Genomic DNA, 20,309 nt, shown 5'->3' with positions numbered 1-20,309 from the left:
CTTTTATTCAAACTCAAAAGCCCCTATATCTGGAGCAGAGCCATTGAACTCAAGCCCCACATCTATTCCTGCATCAATCAAATCGCTACCCGCTACTAAAAACAAGAAATCAATATTAGGCAGGCTACCATCTACTCCTCTTGGTGCAGCTAATAGTTCCATATCCAGAGACACGAAGTCAGATGCATTCGTGGTAAGACCATTTTGCCAACCGTTATTGGTAATATCTGTTGAAGTAGCCGAGTAGCTGTCATTATTAGTTCCTTCAAAAGAAAACGAATTTTTAATAACAAGAGCGTTAGCAATATTGGTGGAGCTAAAACTGAAATTTCGACCATTGCTGTAAGCCGAACAATTATAAATTTCTATATCACCACGATTGCTGTTATGATCAAAACCATCATAAATATTTCCTGCAGCTATACAGTTTTTATATACGGCATTATGTCTTAGATCTTTATCATCACTACCACCTGTTTTAAAACCATTACCATCTCCTGCTCCTTCAGTACCGTCCATGAGGTAGCCATTTTTAAATGCCCAACAATTTTCATAATAGGTGGTAATATTATCTTTATCTCTTAAATAACCATCCCAACCATCGTCTAAATTTTGCCAAGCTCTACAGCCAATAAATGAATTATCGGAACCTGCATCTAATTTACAAGCAAACCCATCAGCATTCTCCAATGAACTATCAGCGTTGAAAAACGAGTCACAATTTAAGATTGTGTTGTTACTACCGCCTCCTCCAATTTGGAGTCCCGTATCTTTGTTTTCACTAAATGTGCAGAATTCAATAAGATTATCGTTTCCTCTTATAAGCATGCCGTTATCTCCCGCTCCAAAAATGTCTATCCCTTTGATATGCCAGTAATCGCCAGATACAATCAATCCTCTGTTAGATGAATTTTCAGACATGGACGAAAAATCAAATTTTGGTCTTTCGGTGTCATTAGGATCTGCCATTAAATACACCAAATTGCCATTAAATCCACTGCCTGAAATAGTAATAGTAGATCCAAAAACATAATTGCCACCACTTACATATATGATGTCTCCGGGATTGGCATTAGCTATAGCTATCAATATATCTTGCGCCGTATTAACTGTAGTTGCTCCGCTATTAAAATCAACACCAGATATTGCAAACGTTTGTTCTGCAAAAACACCCGAATTATCCTCGGCCTCAGCCTTTACGGTAACCGAACCATTAGAAACAGCACTAAGTAAACCTGAACTTGATATGGTGGCTACTGTAGCATCTGACACAGACCATATAACAGAAGCATTAGTGGCATTAGAAGGAGTTACAACCGCTGTTAATTGCGACGAACCTCCATCTTCTATGGTTGATCCTGAAATGATAATAGAACTCACTTGAATAATGTCATCATTTTGACTGTCTGAGTCATCACTACTACAAGACATAAAAAAGAGACAAATAATTGTAATTCCGTAAGCAAACATACGGCTGGTATTTGATAATTTAAGCATTTTAAAGAGTTTAAGTAATCGATTGCACAATGTACAATTATTTCATTCTTCAAACAACTGCATTTATAAATAATTAACTAGATTTACAGACTTGATGCCAATCAAATTCAGATGAAGAAAAAGACTACGATTTATGACATAGCTGAAAAGCTTGGCTTAACCGCTGCTACTGTCTCTAGAGCCCTTAACAATAATGTTAAGATAAGCGAAAAAACTAGAGCGCTTGTTCAAAAGACGGCCATAGAAATGAACTACGAGCAAAATACCCTTGCGCGCGCACTTAAAAGCGGTAAAAGCTTTAATGTAGGTGTTGTCGTCCCTAGGATGGACAGTAATTTTTTTGCCTCAGTTATACGCGGTATTGAAGAAGAATTATACCCAAAAGGATATCATGTTATTGTTTGCCAAACACATGATCAAGAAAAACTGGAAACGGGCAATATCAACTCGCTATTGAACGCTCAAGTTGATGGTATTTTAATGTCCATCTCAAATTCAAAAACCAAAAATAAAATATTTAGTGCCTTATCTCAAAAGCGGGTGCCGCTCATATTTTTTGATAGAAAAAAGGATATTGCAGGAGTTAGCTCTGTAACTATAGATGATTTTAATGGATCTTACGCCGCTACAAAACATTTGATTGATCAAGGCTGCAGACGCATTGCCCATTTTTCTAATGATCGTTCCTTAGAAATTTTTCAAAATCGTTATTTAGGCTACAAACAAGCCATTATTGATCATCATATTGAGTTTGATGAAAGCTTGGTTATTGAGTTGTTTAGCAAAGTAGAAGAAGGCAAAAAAGCAACTAGAAAACTCTTAAGTTTAAAGAATCCGCCAGATGCTATATTTTCTTCAAGTGATTTTACAGCACTTGGTGCCATTCAAGAAATTAAGGAGCACGGCTTAAGAATTCCCGAAGACATTTGTGTTGTTGGCTTTAGTAATGAGCCTTTTACCAGATTTATGGAACTTTCTATTACTTCTGTAGACCAATCACCAATTGAAATGGGAAGGATAGCTGCCAACGTATTTTTAAGAGAGGTCGACAGTGATCCCAAAAATGAACAGATTGTTCTAAATCCGGAACTCATTATCCGTCAGTCCTCCCTTAAATCTACTTACTAACTATTAATACAAATTTTCTTATAGTGAAACGCCACGTTTCCATGGGATAAAGTCATTTTGATCTAATAAGCTCGCTTTAGATTTTATTCGTCCGCTAGCCACTTCAATAATATAATTAAGCATGGTTTGCGCCATTTCTTCAATAGACTTCTCTCCTTTTATAACATCGCCAGTATCTACATCAATAATATCACTCATTTTAGCCGCTAGCTCAGAGTTTGAAGACACTTTGATCACTGGCGTAATAGGGTTTCCTGTTGGCGTCCCCAATCCCGTTGTGAATAAGACAATATTAGCTCCAGAACCAACCATAGCCGTAGTGCTTTCTACATCATTACCTGGTGTGCACAATAGATTTAACCCTGGTTCTGTAACATATTCCCCATAATCCAAAACATCTACCACAGGAGAAGTCCCTCCTTTTTTAGCTGCACCGGCAGACTTCATTGCGTCTGTAATTAATCCGTCTTTAATATTTCCTGGGGAAGGATTCATATCAAAACCCGAACCGGCATCTACTACAGATTTTTCAAAGGCCTGCATTAGACTTAAAAATTTATCTGCTTTTTCTTCTTGAACACATCTATTGACCAGCTCTTGTTCTACGCCGCATAATTCTGGAAATTCTGCCAAGATTGCGGTACCGCCCAATGCCACTAACATATCCGAAGTATAGCCTAAGGTAGGATTAGCCGAAATTCCTGAAAACCCATCAGATCCACCGCACTCTAAACCTACTTTAAGTTTTGACAAGGGTGCTGGTTGACGCTCAATCTTGTTGGCTTCTTTTATGGCTTCAAACGAATTTTTGATGATGGCGCCAAGCATTTCATCAACAGTACCCATCTGTTGTTGCTCATACATGAGCACAGGTTTTTTGTTATCAGGACTAATAGCTTCAAGAGCTTTGTTAAATATATCTATTTGCAAGTTTTGGCATCCCAAGCTCAAAACCGTTGCGCCAGCCACATTTGGATTTTTAACGTAGCCCGCCAATAATCGTGCTAAACTTTCAGAGTCTTGACGAATACCACCGCATCCTCCAGGATGGGTTATAAATTTCACCTCAATGTTATCAAAAACATTGGTGGCTTGTTCTTTTTCAACTTGAACCTCATCTTGCCCTTCATTAACCAAAGAGCGAAGCAACATTCTATGGTTGCTGGATTTTTGTGTGAGAAGCTCTTTCTCAAAAATATCCTTGAGCAACTCAATGTTTCTGTTCTCGCAAAACACCAAAGGAAAAAACAACCATACATTAGCTGTTCCTACCTGTCCATCTTCTCTATGATACCCCATAAAGGTTTTATCTTCCCATTGAGAAACATCTGGCTTAGTCCATCCAATAGTATCTGTTTTTTGACTCACCTTTGCACTTTGATGCTTTACATTATCTATGGTAAGTACATCGCCTTTTTTAATGGTTTGATTTGCTTTACCAACCAACACCCCGTACATAAAAATTTTATCACCATCGTTAAACGTATCTAAAGCGATTTTATGTTTCGCCTTGACATCCGACATGACTTTGATGTCTTCATTTTCAAACGAAATCACCTCCCCTGCCTCTAAGTTGATTAAAGCAACTGCGACGTTATCTGATGGGTTGACTTTTATTAATTTGTTTTGCATAATGGTTGGTGTGTGCTTAGGTTTAATATGTTTTACTGAAATTGGCCAGACCCTGCTCAATACCGTTAGCTTCAATTTCATCTAAAGCCAATGTAATGGCTTCGGTCAAAGTGTTGATTTTGGTTAAATCCTCATCCCAAAATTCTGTATTTTGAAGTGCTGCTGTGGCGACTTCTTTCATCGTGTTTGCTTTCCAAATGGATTGAAATTCTGCAACAATGTCGTCACTATCTTTAATTGGTAATTGCTCGCCGTTCCATGTGCCTTTATAGAATCTAATTAAACAGGCTAAAGCAAAGGTTAAGTGTGTTGGTAACTTTCCGTTTTTAGATTGAAATTCCAATAAACTAGGCAATACACGCACCTTAAATTTCGAAATTGAATTTAAGGCAATATCTGCTAATTTATGCTTGATGAATGGGTTTCTAAAGCGATCTAAAACGGCTTCAGCAAAACTGTCTAATTCTGCTTTTTCCATCGGAAGTGTATCATTAATCTCTTCGAAAATGGCCCTATTTACGAAAGCTCCCGTAAATTCATTATCTACAGTTTCTTTAACCGTTTCATTTCCGTAGAGTAAAGAAAAAGGAACCATAGAGGTATGCGCGCCATTCAAGATTCGTACTTTTCTAGTACGATAGGGTTGCATATCATCTACAATTTTAACGTCTAAATCTGTTTTATGAAATGGTAATTTTTTCTTTAAATCATCTCCACCTTCAATCACCCAAAGTAAAAACACTTCGGCCGCTACAATTAAATTGTCTTTATAATCTAATTGTGCGTTATAAGCTTCAATATCATCTTTTGGATAACCAGGCACTATGCGGTCTACTAGAGTACTATGAAAAGAACAACTGCTAGACAACCAATCGGTAAATGCGCTATCCAATTTCCAAAGGGTCGCATATTTTAAGATGATCTCCTTTAGAGTTTCAGAATTATGATTGATCAATTCACAAGGAATGATGGTTAACCCTTTATCTTCTGCCCCATTAAAGTGCTTAAAGCGTTCGTGCAACAATAAGGTTAGTTTTGCGGGAAATGAGCTTGGTGGTTTCATATCCATAGTGTCACTTTCAACATAGGCAATACCAGCTTCTGTAGTGTTGGATATGACAAATTGAAGTGATTCTTCTTTTGCAAGATCTAAATAATCTTGAAAGTCTGAATACGGATTAACACCTTTTACAATGTTTGTAATCAATTCTGCTTCCTGAATTTCTTCACCTTTCTGAATACCTTTTAAAAACAAAGTATACAATCCGTCTTGATCATTGAGCATGTCAACCATACCGCGATCAATAGGCTGAACAACTGCCACACCAGCGTTAAAATCTGCTGACTTATTTAATTGTTGAAGCGCATAATCTACAAAGGCTCTTAAGAAATTACCTTCACCAAACTGTAGCACTTTTATTGGTAGTTTTTTTTCTAAGCCAAGATTGGCCCTATTTAATTTTTTATCTAACGTTGCAGACATAGGATTCTAATTTAATTAAAGGTTGAATAAACTTGGCAACCAAAGGGTTAACTCAGGTATGTAAGTCACTAAAAACAGAGCGATAACCATTGCCAAAAATAAGGGCAACAAGGGTTTCATAACTTTTTGAATAGTGGTTTGGGCAACACCCACACCCACAAAGAGAACTGAGCCCACGGGTGGTGTGCAGAGACCTATACATAAGTTAAGGACCATAATGATTCCGAAATGAACGGGATCCATACCTAAACCAACGACTACTGGTAAGAATATTGGTGTAAAAATTAATACTGCAGGCGTCATATCCATAAAAATACCGACGAACAATAAGATGAGATTAATGATGAGTAGAATCACAATTCTGTTATCACTTATCGCCAATAACGAGGAACTTATATCTTGTGGAATATTTTCATAAGACATCACCCAAGACATACTCATGGAGGCACCAATCAACAACATAACTACGGCAGTAGTGATCGAGGAGTCTAACAAAATTTCAGGGAGGGATTTTGTATTGATTTCCTTGTATATAAAGCCAAGAACAAGCGTGTATAGCACTGCAATAGCAGACGCCTCTGTAGCTGTAAAAACGCCAGTTACAATCCCTCCAATCACAATGATCAAAAGAAACAAACTCGGCACCGCGTCAATAAATGTTTTAAACACTTCTTTAAGAGAACTTCGTTCTCCAAGTTTATACTTTTTCTTTTTAGCCCAAAAAGATGCCACGATCATCAAAAACAATCCCGTCAAAATTCCTGGGATGTATCCTGCTAAAAAGAGTGCTGCAATGGAAACCCCACCACTTGCCAAAGAGTAAACGATTAATACATTACTCGGGGGAATGATTAATCCCGTAGTGGCAGAGGTAATGTTTACCGCTGCTCCAAACTCTTTTGAGTAGCCTTCTTTTTCCATTTCTGGTCCAAGAATACTGCCCATGGCAGATGCAGAAGCCATAGCAGAACCTGCAATTGCCCCCATCAACATCGCTCCAATAACGTTAATTAAGGCCAAACCTCCTGGAAGTGATCCCACCAAGGTTTTGGCAAATGCGATAAGTCTATGAGCGATGCCCCCTTTATTCATCAATTGTCCTGAGAGAATAAAAAATGGAATGGCTAACAATGCAAAACTATCTAAACCCGTACCCATACGTTGGGATACCGTTGTAAATGCTGGCAATGCAGGAATACTCACAAGCATCGTTAAGACAGATGAAATAGAAATACTCCAAGCAACTGGTGTTCCTATAGAAAGTAAACCAATAAAACTCACTACTAATACTAAAATTGGGATATAATCCATGGCTACTCGATATTTAAGATATCTGAAATTTTATAATAGGTAATCAGCAATCCGCTTAAGGGAATTGCTAAGTATACCACAGCTAAAGGAATTTGTAAAGCAGGTGATTGCTGATCTAGTACATATGTAATATAGACTAACCGACTACCTCCAATAACCATTGCCAGCACTGCAAATAAAATAATAAGCACGCTCACAATGAGTTTTAATTTCTTTTGGGTTTTAGCTGAAGCTTTTTGAGGTAATACGTCAATAGCCACGTGCATATTTTTACCAGACACATAAGCAGCTCCAAGTATACCTAACCAAATCATTAAATAACGAGCCAACTCGTCTGTAAATGAACTGGGAGTTCCTACAATAAACCTTGTAAACACCTGCCAAATCACGTTGATGACCATCACGCCCATAATCAGGACAAGAAGATTGCCTAAAATACCGTCTATCTTTTTTCTTAATGCCATATCAATTCGTCTTTTTTATGCGCTTAATCAAATCTAGCATATCCTTATCATCTTTATAAGCATCATAAACCCCTTCTACATTATCCGAAAATGCTTTTTTATCTGGTCTTAATACAGTTACTCCTGCCTTTTGCACCTCTTCTAAAGCTTCATTTTCTGCGTCTGCCCATAATGTACGTTGGTATATCACCGACTTATCTACAGCTTCTTGTAGCCACTCTTTTTCTTGAGCAGATAATTTTTCCCATATGTGCGTTCCAATAATTAAAACATCTGGCAAAACGGTATGCTCGTCTAAAGAGTAGTATTTGCAAACCTCATAATGCCGAGATAGATAAAAACTAGGCGCATTATTTTCGGCACCATCTACAACACCTTGTTGCAATGAGGTATATAGCTCTCCCCAAGAAATAGGTGTAGGTGAGCCACCTAAGCTCTTTACCATGTCCATTGCCGTAACACTCTCCATGACTCTAATCTTAAGGCCTTCCAAATCTTCAGGCGTATTGATGGGCTTGTCTTTAGTGTAAAAACTTCTACTACCCGCATCGTAATAGCCTAGACCCTTGATCCAATATTGCGTGCCTTCATCTAAAAGTTCTTGACCAATAGGGCCATCTAGCACATCAAATGCATGTTGCCGATCTTCAAACAAATATGGAAGACCAAACACTCTCATTCTTGGCGCAAAATTCTCCATCACGCCAACAGAAACTTTGGTCATGTCTAAACTTCCTATTTGGAGAAGCTCAATACATTCACGTTCTGTACCTAATTGCTGACTCGGATAAATTTCAAGTTTCAATTTTCCACCGGAAATTTCGACCAGATCCTCTCCCATCTTCATCATAGCTTTATGAACAGAATGATTGACATCTAAACTGTGAGCCAGTTTTAAGGTTCGCCCGTCCTCAATTTCACTGCATCCAAAAATCAATGCTGCAATAAAAACAGGTGCTATCTTATTAATAATTGATTTGAACATCTTTTTTGAATTACTTGTAATTAAAACTATATCGTAAAACCATCTTACTCGTTATGGTTAATTGTTAATCACATTTTATAGGGACTAGTTTTTGACTACAAAGTCTTTACGCATAGGCGTAAAAACGTCAACCAACATGCCTTCTTCAATACAAATAACGCCGTGAGGTGTGTTTGATGGAACAAAAAAAGAATCGCCCTTTTTTAAGATTTTTTTATCTACGCCAATAGTCACTTCAAACTTACCTTCGGAAATAAATGTACTTTGTGTATGAATGTGATGGTGTAATTGACCTATGCCGCCCTTCTCGAAGCGTACATTCACCATCATCATCGTATCATCATATCCTACAATTTGCCTTTTGATTTTATCTTCAACGGCCTCCCACTCCTGCTTATTTGTTTCAAAGAAAACAGCCCTTTCAATCATAAAAACTTAATTTAAAAATTAAAATAGTTCTTGGCGTTGCCGTAGCTAATATCTGCTACTATTTTACCAATCCATTCCATTTCTTCTTTTGGCAATTCACCTCTATTAACTTCTTCACCTACAAGGTTACACAAAATTCTTCTAAAATACTCATGTCTTGGAAATGACAAGAAACTACGAGAATCTGTAAGCATCCCAATAAAGCAACTAATCAAGCTCATATTTGACAAAGCATTTAACTGCTTGGTCATACCATCTTTTTGATCTAGAAACCACCATCCAGAACCAAACTGCACTTTTCCTTTGACGCTTCCATCATTGAAATTGCCAATCATGGTTGCCATAACTTCATTATCAGACGGATTCAAGTTATAAATAATGGTTTTGGTTAGTTTATTCTTGCTATCCAATGCATTCAAAAATGCAGATAATTTTTCAGCTTGCGGATAATCTCCTATAGAATCCCAGCCCGTATCTGGACCCAAAATACTATGCATACGCGCATTATTATTACGAAGTGCACCTAAATGAAACTGCTGCACCCATCCAAATTCGTGATAGCTTTCAGCTAAAAACAGAAGAATTGCCGTTTCAAATTTTAAAACATCCTCGTCGGAAAGGATCTCTTTGTTACGTTTCTTTTTGAAAATAGTTGCTACTTCGCTCTCGGTAAACTCAACAAATGAAATTTGATTTAGCCCATGATCACACAATCTACACCCGTTGGTATTAAAATATGCAATCCTGCTCCTTAGAGCATCTTTTAAATCTTGGTAGGATTCAATAGTGATGTCTGCTGCTTTACCTAAGCTTTCTATATAGTCATTGTAACTACTGTTAGCAATTAAAATGGCTTTATCTGGTCGAAACGCGGTACTCACCTTAACTTCAAAATCAGATGTTGCTAGTTTTTGATGATGTTCTAAGCTATCTATAGGATCTTCGGTGGTACAAACGAGTTCTGCATTGACTTTTCTCAATAAATTTCTACAGCTGTAATCGGCACTACTTAATTTTTCTGAAGTTTCTGCATAGATCTTTTCCGCAGATTTTTCATTTAATAAGTCATTAACGTCAAAATAGCGAGACAGTTCCAAATGCGTCCAATGATATAAAGGATTACGCATAGTATAAGGCACCGTTTTGGCCCAGTGCATAAACTTCTCTTTATCTGATGCATCTCCAGTAATAAACTTCTCGTTTACACCCAAAGTACGCATGGCGCGCCATTTATAATGATCTCCGTTGATCCAGACCTTTGTTAAATTATTGTAAACCTGATCATCTAAAATTTCTTTAGGTGAAAGATGATTGTGGTAATCTATAATAGGCTGATGCTTAGAATAATTATGATATAATTCTTCAGCGTATTTATTTTCTAATAAAAAATTATCGTGTATAAAATTTGAGCTCATTAAATAATGTATAAAATTAATCTTCGTTAGTAGGTTTCCCAATAGTAGCGAGGATGCCACCGTCTACATAAATCACTTGTCCGTTAACAAAATCACTTGCCTTAGAGGCCAAAAACACGGCTGCTCCCTGTAAATCTTCAGGGTTTCCCCAGCGTGCTGCAGGAGTTCTGTTTATTATAAAGTCGTTAAATGGGTGTCCATCTACTCGTATAGGCTCGGTTTGTGACGTCGCAAAATATCCTGGACCAATACCATTAACTTGAATATTATGTTTGGCCCATTCTGTTGCCAGATTCTGCGTCAACATTTTTAATCCGCCTTTAGCAGCCGCATATGCTGTTACTGTGTTTCTACCTAATTCACTCATCATTGAGCAAATATTGATGATCTTACCTTCTTTGCGCTCTACCATTTGTTTGCCAATTAATTGAGCCATGATAAATGGGCCAACTAAATCAACATCAATCACGCGTCTAAAATCTTCAACCGGCATGGTCAAAGCAGATTCACGCTTTATGATTCCAGCATTATTTACGAGAATGTGAATATCTCCAATTTCCTTAGAAATTAAAGCTACTTTTTCTTTTGCAACAGCCTCATCAGTTACATCAAAAATATAGCCTGAAGCCTTATAGCCTTTTCCTTTATAGTAATCTAAAGCTTCCTCTAATTTTGATGGTGTTGTACTGGTAATGATCAACTCGGCTCCTGCACTGGCAAGCCCCTCGGCCATAGCCATACCCAAACCGTGCGTACCACCTGTAACCAAAGCTCTTTTATGTTCTAAATTGAATAAGTTCATCGGCTGTTTATCTTAATTCGTTTATTTTACAGACATCCATGTCTCCATAGTCTAAATTTTCTCCAGCCATTCCCCAGATAAATGAATAATTTGAGGTTCCTGATCCTGCGTGAATGGACCATGGTGGTGAAATTACAGCTTCTTTATTTGCCATCCAAATGTGGCGGGTCTCTTGAGGTTGCCCCATAAAGTGACAAACCGCTTGATCTTCTGGGACTTCAAAATAGAAGTACACTTCCATTCTTCTATCATGAACGTGAGCTGGCATTGTATTCCAACTACTTCCTGTTTTTATAGAAGTCATCCCCATTTGTAATTGACAAACATCAACCACACTGTTCACAATGTACTTTCTTAAGGTTCTTGCATTTGCGGTTTCAGGTGCTCCTAATTCTATCACTTCAACATCATCTGTACCTATTTTTTTAGTAGGAAATGATTGGTGTGCAGGTGTAGAATTTAAATAGAACTGTGCTGGACTTTTAGCAAACTCGCTAGAAAATGCAACCTCTTTATTGCCTTGACCTACATAAAGTGCTTCTTTGTGCTGAAGCTCATAAGTTGTTCCGTCAACAGTAACGCTACCTGTTCCACCAATATTTATAATTCCTAATTCTCTTCTTTCTAAAAAATAACCAGCTTTAAGAGGGTCAATTGTAACTAATGACACTGACTTATCCACGGGCACCACACCAGCAACCATAAACCGATCATAATGAGTGTATACCCATTCTAGTGTGTCTTGTTTCATAACGTTTTGAATTAAAAACTCATCCCGTAATTTTTGAGTGTCAGCTGCTTTAACTGATTCTGGGTTAGACGCGTATCTTGTCTCGTAAATTGCCATAAGAATAATTTTATTGTAATCGATTACACAAATATAAAAATAAATAAATAGAAATCTAATATTTTGTTATTATGAATTTTAGGCTTTGTTTTTTGCTAGATTCATAAATCGTTTCATATCCGTAGAAATTTATATCTGTTTTTAAAAATTGGAAGAATATATTGAAACGACATTAGAAAATACTTAAAATTTTATTAAAATAAAACAATTCAAAAAGTGGTACTCTTACGTTACCAGATAATAGGATAGAACGTTGATAACAAACTAAAATAACAACAATTCATTATTTTAGTTTTTAAAAAATTATTTGAATTCTAGTGTTTAAAAAAGCCCTAGGAATTCCAGGGCTTTTTTAAATACTAGAATCACTCTTGTTCTATCCGCTATTTAATATTTAAATTTAATGAAAACACAGCAATAGAGGTGGTACCAGAACCAGTTAAGCGTTGTGCCCAAACCTCGATATAATCGTTTGGTGATAACTCTACGGTTCCAGTAATTGCGTTATTTATAATATCTGTGGTATTGTTTACTCGTAATAAGGAGTTTGTTTCTACCAAGGTTGTATTTCCGTTTTTCCGAATAAAGAAGGCATAAAAATCCCCAGTTCCAGAATTGCCTCGAACAGATAATGATGCATTGACCTGAAATGTTTTTGTCTTTTTACCATTATAAGTCAAACGGTTATTTTGAGGAGAAGAGGTTCTCAACAAATTCACCGCAGTGGTTGTGTTAGTGTTACTAGACCCTGATAAATTAACTGGACTATTACTAGTTATAGATTGAACGAAACCCGCTGTGATACTTCCGTTATAATAAATATTGCCCGTGCTGGCTTCATCAGATTCTACAGGAATACCAGGACAATTAACTGTCCATACATTTGTAAAGTTATAATTTGGAAACGTTCCCGAGGTATACTTATTGATATATTGTATGCTGCTTCCTGCAAAATTAGCACCCGTCAACACCGCTTTGGCTGGCGTTGGGTTTGCGCTAACATCAATACCAACAGCAGATCCATCAACCTCCATAAAGCCGCCCTGTTTCTGAATCAAATTAAATAATCCTGAAAACGTTTCATACGTCCCCGAATTACTAGATTGCCAAGCGGTATTACTAAGAAGCAAATTCCCAATATCGCTAAATGAAATTCCATCTGTATTATTGACGTATTGAACAACACTAAAATACACCAAATCAAAATCGGAAATACTTCCAACAGCATTAGAGTTTGCAATATAAGTGTCTTTAATAACTAGATTTCCTGAACCTGACAAATTGAATACAGTAGCTCCTGAGGCGGATATCGTTAAATTTTTAATAAGCCCACCCTTAGATCCTTCAAATAAGGTGCCTCCTGATTTTACTAGAATATCATCACTAGAATCAACCCCAGTCAGATAGGCCTCATTTAAATCTATGGGATGCGCTAAATTAATGACCCCGTTAATTTCATAAACTTTATTAGTGCTGAGTAAATATTTTGAACCTCCCCCAGCGGTAAGCTCCTCACTAAGGTCTGATACAGATTTTATCAATTTAAAATTCTCTCTTACCTCAGATTCCATCCTGATCCATGCACTGCTTTGATAAAAGTAAAATGCATTTTCAGTGATGTCATATACAAGAAGTCCATTTGCAGGAGTGTCTATCGCAACGCGCTGTATGGTAGTCATTCTTGGAGCTAGTAGACCCTTTGAGGTTGAGCTAATGTCTAAGGCAGAAGATTCTTCTGGTGTGGCAGTGCCTATTCCTACTTGTGAATAAGAATTATATCCTACATGAAAAAGGCATAAAACTAGTGCGACTGTAATAATTGATTTCTTTTTTTTCATAATTGTGTGTTAGGATTTTGATAGATTTGGTATTGCTATATGTTAGTATTAAAGCGTACAAAATGATTTGGATACTCATCAAATTTTAAGCAGATTTTAGACTATACTCAAAAAAATGTTCCAGAAATGTCATTGTCATGATTATGTGATTTTTTCTCAATAACATCTCTCAATTTATCTACAGTTATGGGCTTTGAGACATAACCTAAACAATGTTGCTCGTTTTTGACCTTGTCCAAGTCATCATGACAAAGCGATGATGAGAGCACCACAATTTTTATAGCCGCATCCATAAGCTTCATCTTTTTGAAGGCCTCCATAAATTCGAAACCATCCATTTGGGGCATGTTGATATCCAATAGAATTAAATCTGGCGGTGAAATGGTTTTTGAGCAGTTTTTTAGTGCTGATACTTTTAAAAAATTCAGTGCAGAAATAGCATTATTAAAACTCCTTACCTGGATCTCTGGATTGTACTTTTCAATAATTTTTTGACCTATAAATAAATCAATTTTATTATCGTCAATAATCATAATGTTTGAAATCATAGTGTCGCTGTTTTAGGGAGATGGGGTAATTCTATTTTAAACTCTGTGCCTTTGTGTAATTTACTGGATACGGTTATGGTTCCATTTAAATCCTCCACAATACATTTAACGATATACAAACCTAGACCGGAGCCCTGACCACCTTCATTACTAGCTCTATAATAAAGATTGAAAATTTTATCGATATGTTTTTTTCGAATGCCTAACCCGTTATCCGAAATTAGAATTTCAACTTTATCTGGATACTGTTCTATTTCAACAGAAATAAAGGGTTTGTGATTTTGAGCTAAGGGTTTACTATAGATAATCGCATTATTAATAATATTTTGAAATATGGCACGTATTAGGGTTACATTACAGCAAAAGGATATGGCTTGATCAATTTGAATACGAAATTCAATGTCCTCAAATTTTTCCAAGTTGCTTAAAACCTGAAGCGCCGTTTCTAATTCGCTTTTAAAATCTACGACAGACACCCGTTTTTTATGTTGCGAAATTCTAGAGGCAAAAGCAAGGTTATCCAACATCAGTTTTCCCTTTTCCAGACTTATATCCAACATATCAATCACAGAAGCCAATTGCTCATCTATGACATCATCCCTCAAAAGATTAAGCAAGCCTTCAACAGAAGTTAAAGGTGCTTTAAGATCATGAGCCGAGCGGTACAAAAATGTTTCTAGATCTATTGTTTTTTGTTTTAGTTTATTTTCTAAACTCTTACGTTTGGTTGTTTCTAACATCATCGCACAGTAATATCTATTTTTGCCGCAAAACCAGCTACTACCAGCAAATTCTAAAGGAAACTCAGTTCCATTTTTCTTTAGACCTAAAATTTCCAACGACCCCTCTTCGCTATTCATTTTAATACGTTCCTTGATTCGAAACAGTTCCTTTTTTCCCTTATCGATATGTTGGTTTGGGATTAGGATAGCCAGGGATTGACCTAAAACTTCAGCTTCTGTATACCCAAAGGTCAACTCGGCGCCCTTATTCCATTCAACAATAGTTCCTACATGATCTGTGATCACGATAGCGCCAGCGCTAATGGATTTAAAAATAGTTTTATACTTTGTTTCTACAGCTTTCAACTCACTAAACGTTTCGATATCACTGGTTTTTCTTTCGGTTGAAATATTAACGAAACTAACCTCTTCAAAGCTGTTGGCCACAGGGCTTATTGTTGAAATAAACAAAGCGCGCTCCACATCAGTTGGACTGGACATAAACTGAAACTCCTCAATATTGCCATCTTGAAAAACCTCTTTGATCTTATGTTTTGCTCCTTGATGATACTCAGAATCAATAAAATCATACACGTAAGAACCGATGAGATTATCATAATTCTTTTGATTCTCAACACCAATGGCCTTTATTATTTTTCCTCTTTGGTTTATAGATAATATAACATCTGTAATAGCTTTTAAAGAGGTGCTTTCTCCTACCACGACGGTATCGTCGGTAATTTCCTTTTGATAATAATCTGTGATATCATGATATATTGAAAGATACCCAGTAATAGTCCCAACGGCATCCCGTAGTGGTGTAATGGTTGTTTTTAACCAATAAAAATTGATTTCAGATTTCTTATAAAAGAGCACGCCTTCCCAATTTCCACCTTTTCGAATGGTAGACCATAAATTTCTGTAAATCCCATCAGTATGTAAATGCGACTTTAGCAGCTCATTGGTCTCACCAATTAAGAACTCTAGCTTAACTCCCAATAACCTGCAAAAATTAGTATTAGCGTAGGTTATTCTACCATACTTATCATTTACAGAAATGGTTAGCTGGTTGTCAAGGGAATTAAATAAGTCATGTTTCTGTTTTTTAAAATTCTCGTTTTGAAGCTTTGGGACTTGCATAAAAATCATTTTTTGATGCCATACAAAATTGCATGGCATCAATTAGGTTATTAAAAAAGTGAAATGGGGTTTTAGGCTCATAGAGCCGCTTATAAGAATTAACAATGAGCTTACCATTTATCTTCTTAATTAGATAGGCTTCACAAATTCTTACGTTTTTTAAAATAGGACTGGTAGCAAACAGTGTAGCAGCTTCTGAGGTAAAACTTCCCAAAGCACCATTTACAATTATTAAAAATGGCATTGGTACTTTTTCAGTAAGACTATCAATCGCTTTTATAAAAGCTTCTGCCCTTTCCTTAGTTAAAGTGCAGCCAACTGCTGAATCCTTAAACTCACAAAAAAGAATATCATTACTACACCAAAATTTAGCGTGATTAAATTCAATGATACGTTCATCTTCCATAAGCATAGCTTTTTGCGCCATGATTGGAAGAGCTATTTACATGCCAAATCTTTTAAAATCATCAAAAACTATTTTAAACAGCTATTGCCGAGAGGTTTAAAAACAGAAGAAATTCATACCGTAGAATTGATCCCACGGTTAACCGCGAGCTTATATTGCCTCATTTTTAATTACACGGTATACCGTTAGTTAGACGGTCTTACAATTTGAAGTTTTTTCATTTTATCTCTAAGTGTGCTGGGCTTTAAGTCTAAACTTTGCGCAGCGCCGTCGGTACCATCAATTTTCCACTTACACTTTTGAAGCGTTTTCAAAATATGCAAACGTTGTACCTCATCTAGAGTTAACGTCGTTGACGAGATGAGTTGTTCACTTGAAGAAGAACCGATATCGGGTAATTCTAGACGATCTTCTTTAGACAAAATAACGGCACGCTGTATGAGGTTTTCCAATTCGCGTACATTGCCTGGCCAAGCATAGGTTTGCAAATTTAGTTTTGCTTCCTCAGAGATGTATTTTAATTTCTTATTATAGTCTTTGCTATACTTATTTACAAAATGCTCTATTAAGATAGGAATGTCTTCTGCCCTTTCCCGTAGTGGCGGGATGTGTATAGGAAAAACATTAATTCTAAAGTAGAGGTCTTCCCTAAAATTTTTCTGTGCTACTTCTTTTTTAAGATCCTTATTGGTAGCTGCAATAATCCTGATATCTACCTTTTCTATTTTAGAACTCCCTATTTGTTCAATTTCAGATTCTTGAATAGCTCTTAGCAACTTGGGCTGCATCTCCAAGGGCAGTTCCCCAATTTCATCTAAAAACAATGTGCCTCCATCGGCAAGCATAAATTTACCTAGCTTATCAGTAAAAGCACCTGTAAACGACCCTTTTTTATGCCCAAACAGCTCGCTCTCTATAAGTTCTCTAGGGATTGCCGCACAATTGACTTTTATCAATGGCTTAGTATTTCTATCACTTATGTTGTGGATGGCTCTGGCCAACAATTCTTTTCCTGTACCAGATTCGCCTAAGAGTAAAACAGTAGCCTTTGTATGCGCCACCGTCTCCACATTTGTTAATACTTGGCTAAAGGCGTCACTACTGTAAACCATTTCCTCATAATTAAACGCCAAACCAATTTCTTCTCTGAGATAAACATTTTGTTGCTCTAACTCTTTTTTGAGCGTATTTAACTCGGCATTGACGCTGAGCAGTTTATCATTGGCTTTAATCAATCGGTCTTCGGCCTCCATACGATCTCGTGCCTCAACCATAAGCGAAATGATAGTGGCCACAGAGGCCGCAAAATTCTCTTCCTGATCGGTATACACCACTTCTGGGCCTGAGGCTTCAAAGCAAATCAAACCATAGGCTCTGTTTTTTCCATGAATTACAGCATCAAGACAAGAAGTGACTTCAGAAGGATGCTCTAACAATGCCCTTGCGGGATGATTTTTAATATTGCGAACATTTAAAAGCGACTTAGATTTAAAAATCTCAAAATACTCTGGGAAATCTTTTGTGTTTATTACCGCACCTCCCTTTTCAAAGCGTTGATCCTTTATATTATAACTAAGTTTTTTAAACAAATGACAATCATCACCTTCATATTTCCAAATGGTTACGCGATCTGCACTAAGCGCTTCAGAAGACAACTTAGCTATTCGTTTAATCACGGTATCATAATCCTGACCTATTAAGGTTACCAATTCTGAAATAACCCGCTTTCGTTCTTGGGACGTCTGTATACGTTCTTGGAGTTTCGCTTCATTTTTCACTCTTTGGCTCATGTCTGTAGCCGTCGTAAAATAAGCCACTGGCGCTCCTTTCTTTGATTTCACCGTTGAGAGCGCTAAGGATACAGGAAAACGCTTCCCCTTTTTAGTCATAAACGTCAACTCATTAATGACTTTTTTCTGCTGAAAAAGATCTTCAAAGGATTTTTTTATGGAAGTCTCGTGCTCTGGTGGCCAATATTTAAACGGCGGTTTTTCTCCTAGCAGTTCTTTCTCGGTAAAACCAGTCATTTTGCAAAAGGCATCGTTCACCCGTATGGTTTCTCCTTTAGGATTTACAATGGAAATGCCCTCTTGCATAGAACCAATTAATTCTTCGGAAAACTCTTTTTCAAGCAATAACTTTTTTTGAATTTTCTTTCGTTCATTATTTTCAACCACTAAAGACACAATGCTCGCAATCATGGTCACAAATTCAACCTCTTCATCGGTCCACTTTCTTGGTCCTCCAATATGTTCAAAACAGATTACACCAAAAACAGCATCTACCCCTTTAATAAAAATATCCAAAAGTGATGTGATACCATGAGGGTCTAAGTAATCCTTAATAAACGAAGCTGACAAATAACTATCCTTAACATCACTAACATTGATTAACTTATTGGCATAAAAAGACTCAAAGTAATTAGGGTATTTTTTAGTTTTCAATGTTGTGTGATTTTTAAACTGGTCAGGGTTTAAGTGATATGCATTTAGGCAATTGATTTGGGTATGATCATTATTAAACTGCCAGATACTTACCCTCGGGATATTTAAAACCTTAGCCGAAATCGCTGTGATTTTTTTTAGAACCTTTTCAAAATCCTGACCTACAAACTCTACTAATTGTAATATTGCTTCTTTTTTTTCAATCGCTTTCTCGGACGCCAGCTTTAATTTCTTCTGAAATTGAATCCTCTCTGAAATATCTACAGCGGTAGAAACGAAACCGATGGTTTTGCCTTCTATATTAGTTATTTTAGTAGAGGCCATAGCTGCTTCAAAGCGTTCGCCATTGGCTTTCTTGAAAACCAACTGATCTTTGACGATGCCATTTTTTACACCTTGAGATACATATCTCATGATAACATCAAAATGTTCTGGTGGCCAATGCGGGAACGGTTGCTTTTTTCCCACAATATCTGCCTCTTTAAATCCTGTGAGGTCGCAATAGGCTTTATTTACCCTTACGCATTTCAAATCTAAATCATAAACCACAAGGGACTCATGCATATTGTCTATGAGCTGATTTGAAAAATTTTGAGCAATAGAAAGTTCATTTTGAGATTTCTTAAGCTCACTAATATCTAATATTGACGATTGGATGTAAACATTATGATTAATGGTCACTAATTGAAATGTAGCTAAACCAAAAGCAGACCTTCCGTTTTTTCTTTTTACTCTAATTTCATAAGATTGAAGAATCTCTTTTTTTGAAAGCATGCTATGTATGGAATCTGCTTCGCTAAATGAGATCAATTTTAAGTCTTCTATTTTTTTTCCTAATACCTCTTCCCGCTTATAGCCCGTGAACCGCTCCCATGACTGGTTGACATCAACCAGTCTTCGATCTTGATCGTTGGAAATTGATTTAGGAATAGGACTATTATAAAAAACCTTAGCATAAATACCTTCCGAAGAAGAGAATAAACTTATATCTGGTGGTACCGAATTATTTTTAGAGGAACTCATTTGATGATATTTCTGCGAATTAAACTTCGAACTCAACTCAATCAAAAGAGCTAAAAAATTTATTTTGAAAATGCTTTTAGGGCTCTTTCAATACAACAAACTAATGGTGGAGAACAATATGTTAATATAATCAAATTTTAACATAAAAACCTCGTTTTTTACAGAAATTTACTAAAAAAACTTCGTGAAATGTAT

General features: G+C 36.6%; 16 protein-coding genes. 1 reads left to right on the top strand and 15 read right to left on the bottom strand.

The features are described from left to right. Nucleotides 1–3: 3 nt before the first annotated feature. Entirely contained in the window at nt 4–1,497 is a 1,494-nt protein-coding gene (locus P176_RS19290; RefSeq protein WP_051605456.1) for an Ig-like domain-containing protein, read from the bottom strand. A 111-nt stretch (nt 1,498–1,608) separates the two neighbouring features. Between P176_RS19290 and P176_RS0110455 the strand changes: the two genes are divergently transcribed. Beyond that, a complete protein-coding gene (locus P176_RS0110455; RefSeq protein ID WP_026754661.1) occupies nt 1,609–2,625 on the top strand; it encodes a LacI family DNA-binding transcriptional regulator in 1,017 nt (338 codons plus the stop codon). 18 nt (nt 2,626–2,643) lie between these two features. Here P176_RS0110455 and P176_RS0110450 read toward each other — a convergent pair whose 3' ends face one another. The 14 genes from P176_RS0110450 to P176_RS20015 all read right to left on the bottom strand — a co-directional run bounded on the left by P176_RS0110450 (nt 2,644) and on the right by P176_RS20015 (nt 20,114). Continuing rightward, the gene (locus tag P176_RS0110450) at nt 2,644–4,257 is read right to left on the bottom strand and encodes a UxaA family hydrolase (protein WP_026754660.1); all 1,614 of its coding nucleotides are present in this window, start codon (nt 4,255–4,257) and stop codon (nt 2,644–2,646) included. Between the two features lie 22 nt (nt 4,258–4,279). Next, nucleotides 4,280–5,740, bottom strand: coding sequence for a tagaturonate reductase (locus P176_RS0110445; protein WP_026754659.1), 1,461 nt, complete (start codon nt 5,738–5,740; stop codon nt 4,280–4,282). A 15-nt stretch (nt 5,741–5,755) separates the two neighbouring features. After that, nucleotides 5,756–7,051 carry a TRAP transporter large permease gene (locus tag P176_RS0110440; protein ID WP_026754658.1) on the bottom strand — a complete coding sequence of 432 codons (1,296 nt, stop codon included), beginning with the start codon at nt 7,049–7,051 and terminating at the stop codon, nt 5,756–5,758. Nucleotides 7,052–7,053: 2 nt separating this feature from the next. After that, a complete protein-coding gene (locus tag P176_RS0110435; RefSeq protein ID WP_026754657.1) occupies nt 7,054–7,515 on the bottom strand; it encodes a TRAP transporter small permease in 462 nt (153 codons plus the stop codon). 1 nt (nt 7,516) lies between these two features. Then, entirely contained in the window at nt 7,517–8,500 is a 984-nt protein-coding gene (locus P176_RS0110430; RefSeq protein WP_037348896.1) for a TRAP transporter substrate-binding protein, read from the bottom strand. Nucleotides 8,501–8,584: 84 nt separating this feature from the next. Further along, nucleotides 8,585–8,929 (bottom strand): cupin domain-containing protein, encoded by a 345-nt coding sequence (locus P176_RS0110425; protein WP_026754655.1) that lies wholly within the window; start codon nt 8,927–8,929, stop codon nt 8,585–8,587. An 11-nt stretch (nt 8,930–8,940) separates the two neighbouring features. Further along, entirely contained in the window at nt 8,941–10,344 is a 1,404-nt protein-coding gene (uxaC, locus tag P176_RS0110420) for a glucuronate isomerase (RefSeq protein ID WP_026754654.1), read from the bottom strand. A 16-nt stretch (nt 10,345–10,360) separates the two neighbouring features. Next, a complete protein-coding gene (locus P176_RS0110415; protein WP_026754653.1) occupies nt 10,361–11,146 on the bottom strand; it encodes a gluconate 5-dehydrogenase in 786 nt (261 codons plus the stop codon). Between the two features lie 7 nt (nt 11,147–11,153). Then, nucleotides 11,154–11,993, bottom strand: coding sequence for a 5-dehydro-4-deoxy-D-glucuronate isomerase (kduI, locus tag P176_RS0110410; RefSeq protein WP_026754652.1), 840 nt, complete (start codon nt 11,991–11,993; stop codon nt 11,154–11,156). Between the two features lie 383 nt (nt 11,994–12,376). Further along, nucleotides 12,377–13,831, bottom strand: coding sequence for a hypothetical protein (locus P176_RS0110405; protein WP_026754651.1), 1,455 nt, complete (start codon nt 13,829–13,831; stop codon nt 12,377–12,379). A 107-nt stretch (nt 13,832–13,938) separates the two neighbouring features. After that, nucleotides 13,939–14,379, bottom strand: a complete 441-nt coding sequence (locus P176_RS19285) for a response regulator (RefSeq protein ID WP_037348895.1) — start codon at nt 14,377–14,379, stop codon at nt 13,939–13,941. Then, a complete protein-coding gene (locus P176_RS0110395) occupies nt 14,376–16,241 on the bottom strand; it encodes a PAS domain S-box protein (protein WP_197022158.1) in 1,866 nt (621 codons plus the stop codon). The genes P176_RS19285 and P176_RS0110395 overlap by 4 nt, the downstream gene beginning before the upstream one ends. Next, nucleotides 16,207–16,668, bottom strand: coding sequence for a hypothetical protein (locus P176_RS0110390; protein ID WP_037348894.1), 462 nt, complete (start codon nt 16,666–16,668; stop codon nt 16,207–16,209). The genes P176_RS0110395 and P176_RS0110390 overlap by 35 nt, the downstream gene beginning before the upstream one ends. 164 nt (nt 16,669–16,832) lie before the next feature. Further along, complete coding sequence (locus P176_RS20015; protein WP_051605453.1) at nt 16,833–20,114, bottom strand: sigma 54-interacting transcriptional regulator; 3,282 nt, start codon at nt 20,112–20,114, stop codon at nt 16,833–16,835. Nucleotides 20,115–20,309 lie beyond the last annotated feature (195 nt).

It is taken from the genome of Sediminibacter sp. Hel_I_10 (assembly GCF_000688335.1).
Taxonomy (GTDB): domain Bacteria; phylum Bacteroidota; class Bacteroidia; order Flavobacteriales; family Flavobacteriaceae; genus Psychroserpens.
Note: the sequence above shows the minus strand (reverse complement) of the source record. Positions and strands in the feature narration are given on the sequence as shown.

Coding starts and splice junctions, on each gene's coding strand:
- P176_RS0110425 (WP_026754655.1), bottom strand. CDS start 8,929: ATGATTGAAAGGGCTGTTTTCTTTGAAACAAATAAGCAGGAGTGGGAG.
- P176_RS19285 (WP_037348895.1), bottom strand. CDS start 14,379: ATGATTTCAAACATTATGATTATTGACGATAATAAAATTGATTTATTT.
- P176_RS0110415 (WP_026754653.1), bottom strand. CDS start 11,146: ATGAACTTATTCAATTTAGAACATAAAAGAGCTTTGGTTACAGGTGGT.
- P176_RS19290 (WP_051605456.1), bottom strand. CDS start 1,497: ATGCTTAAATTATCAAATACCAGCCGTATGTTTGCTTACGGAATTACA.
- P176_RS0110405 (WP_026754651.1), bottom strand. CDS start 13,831: ATGAAAAAAAAGAAATCAATTATTACAGTCGCACTAGTTTTATGCCTT.
- P176_RS0110430 (WP_037348896.1), bottom strand. CDS start 8,500: ATGTTCAAATCAATTATTAATAAGATAGCACCTGTTTTTATTGCAGCA.
- P176_RS20015 (WP_051605453.1), bottom strand. CDS start 20,114: ATGAGTTCCTCTAAAAATAATTCGGTACCACCAGATATAAGTTTATTC.
- P176_RS0110450 (WP_026754660.1), bottom strand. CDS start 4,257: ATGCAAAACAAATTAATAAAAGTCAACCCATCAGATAACGTCGCAGTT.
- P176_RS0110395 (WP_197022158.1), bottom strand. CDS start 16,241: ATGCAAGTCCCAAAGCTTCAAAACGAGAATTTTAAAAAACAGAAACAT.
- P176_RS0110435 (WP_026754657.1), bottom strand. CDS start 7,515: ATGGCATTAAGAAAAAAGATAGACGGTATTTTAGGCAATCTTCTTGTC.
- P176_RS0110445 (WP_026754659.1), bottom strand. CDS start 5,740: ATGTCTGCAACGTTAGATAAAAAATTAAATAGGGCCAATCTTGGCTTA.
- kduI (WP_026754652.1), bottom strand. CDS start 11,993: ATGGCAATTTACGAGACAAGATACGCGTCTAACCCAGAATCAGTTAAA.
- P176_RS0110440 (WP_026754658.1), bottom strand. CDS start 7,051: ATGGATTATATCCCAATTTTAGTATTAGTAGTGAGTTTTATTGGTTTA.
- P176_RS0110390 (WP_037348894.1), bottom strand. CDS start 16,668: ATGGCGCAAAAAGCTATGCTTATGGAAGATGAACGTATCATTGAATTT.
- uxaC (WP_026754654.1), bottom strand. CDS start 10,344: ATGAGCTCAAATTTTATACACGATAATTTTTTATTAGAAAATAAATAC.
- P176_RS0110455 (WP_026754661.1), top strand. CDS start 1,609: ATGAAGAAAAAGACTACGATTTATGACATAGCTGAAAAGCTTGGCTTA.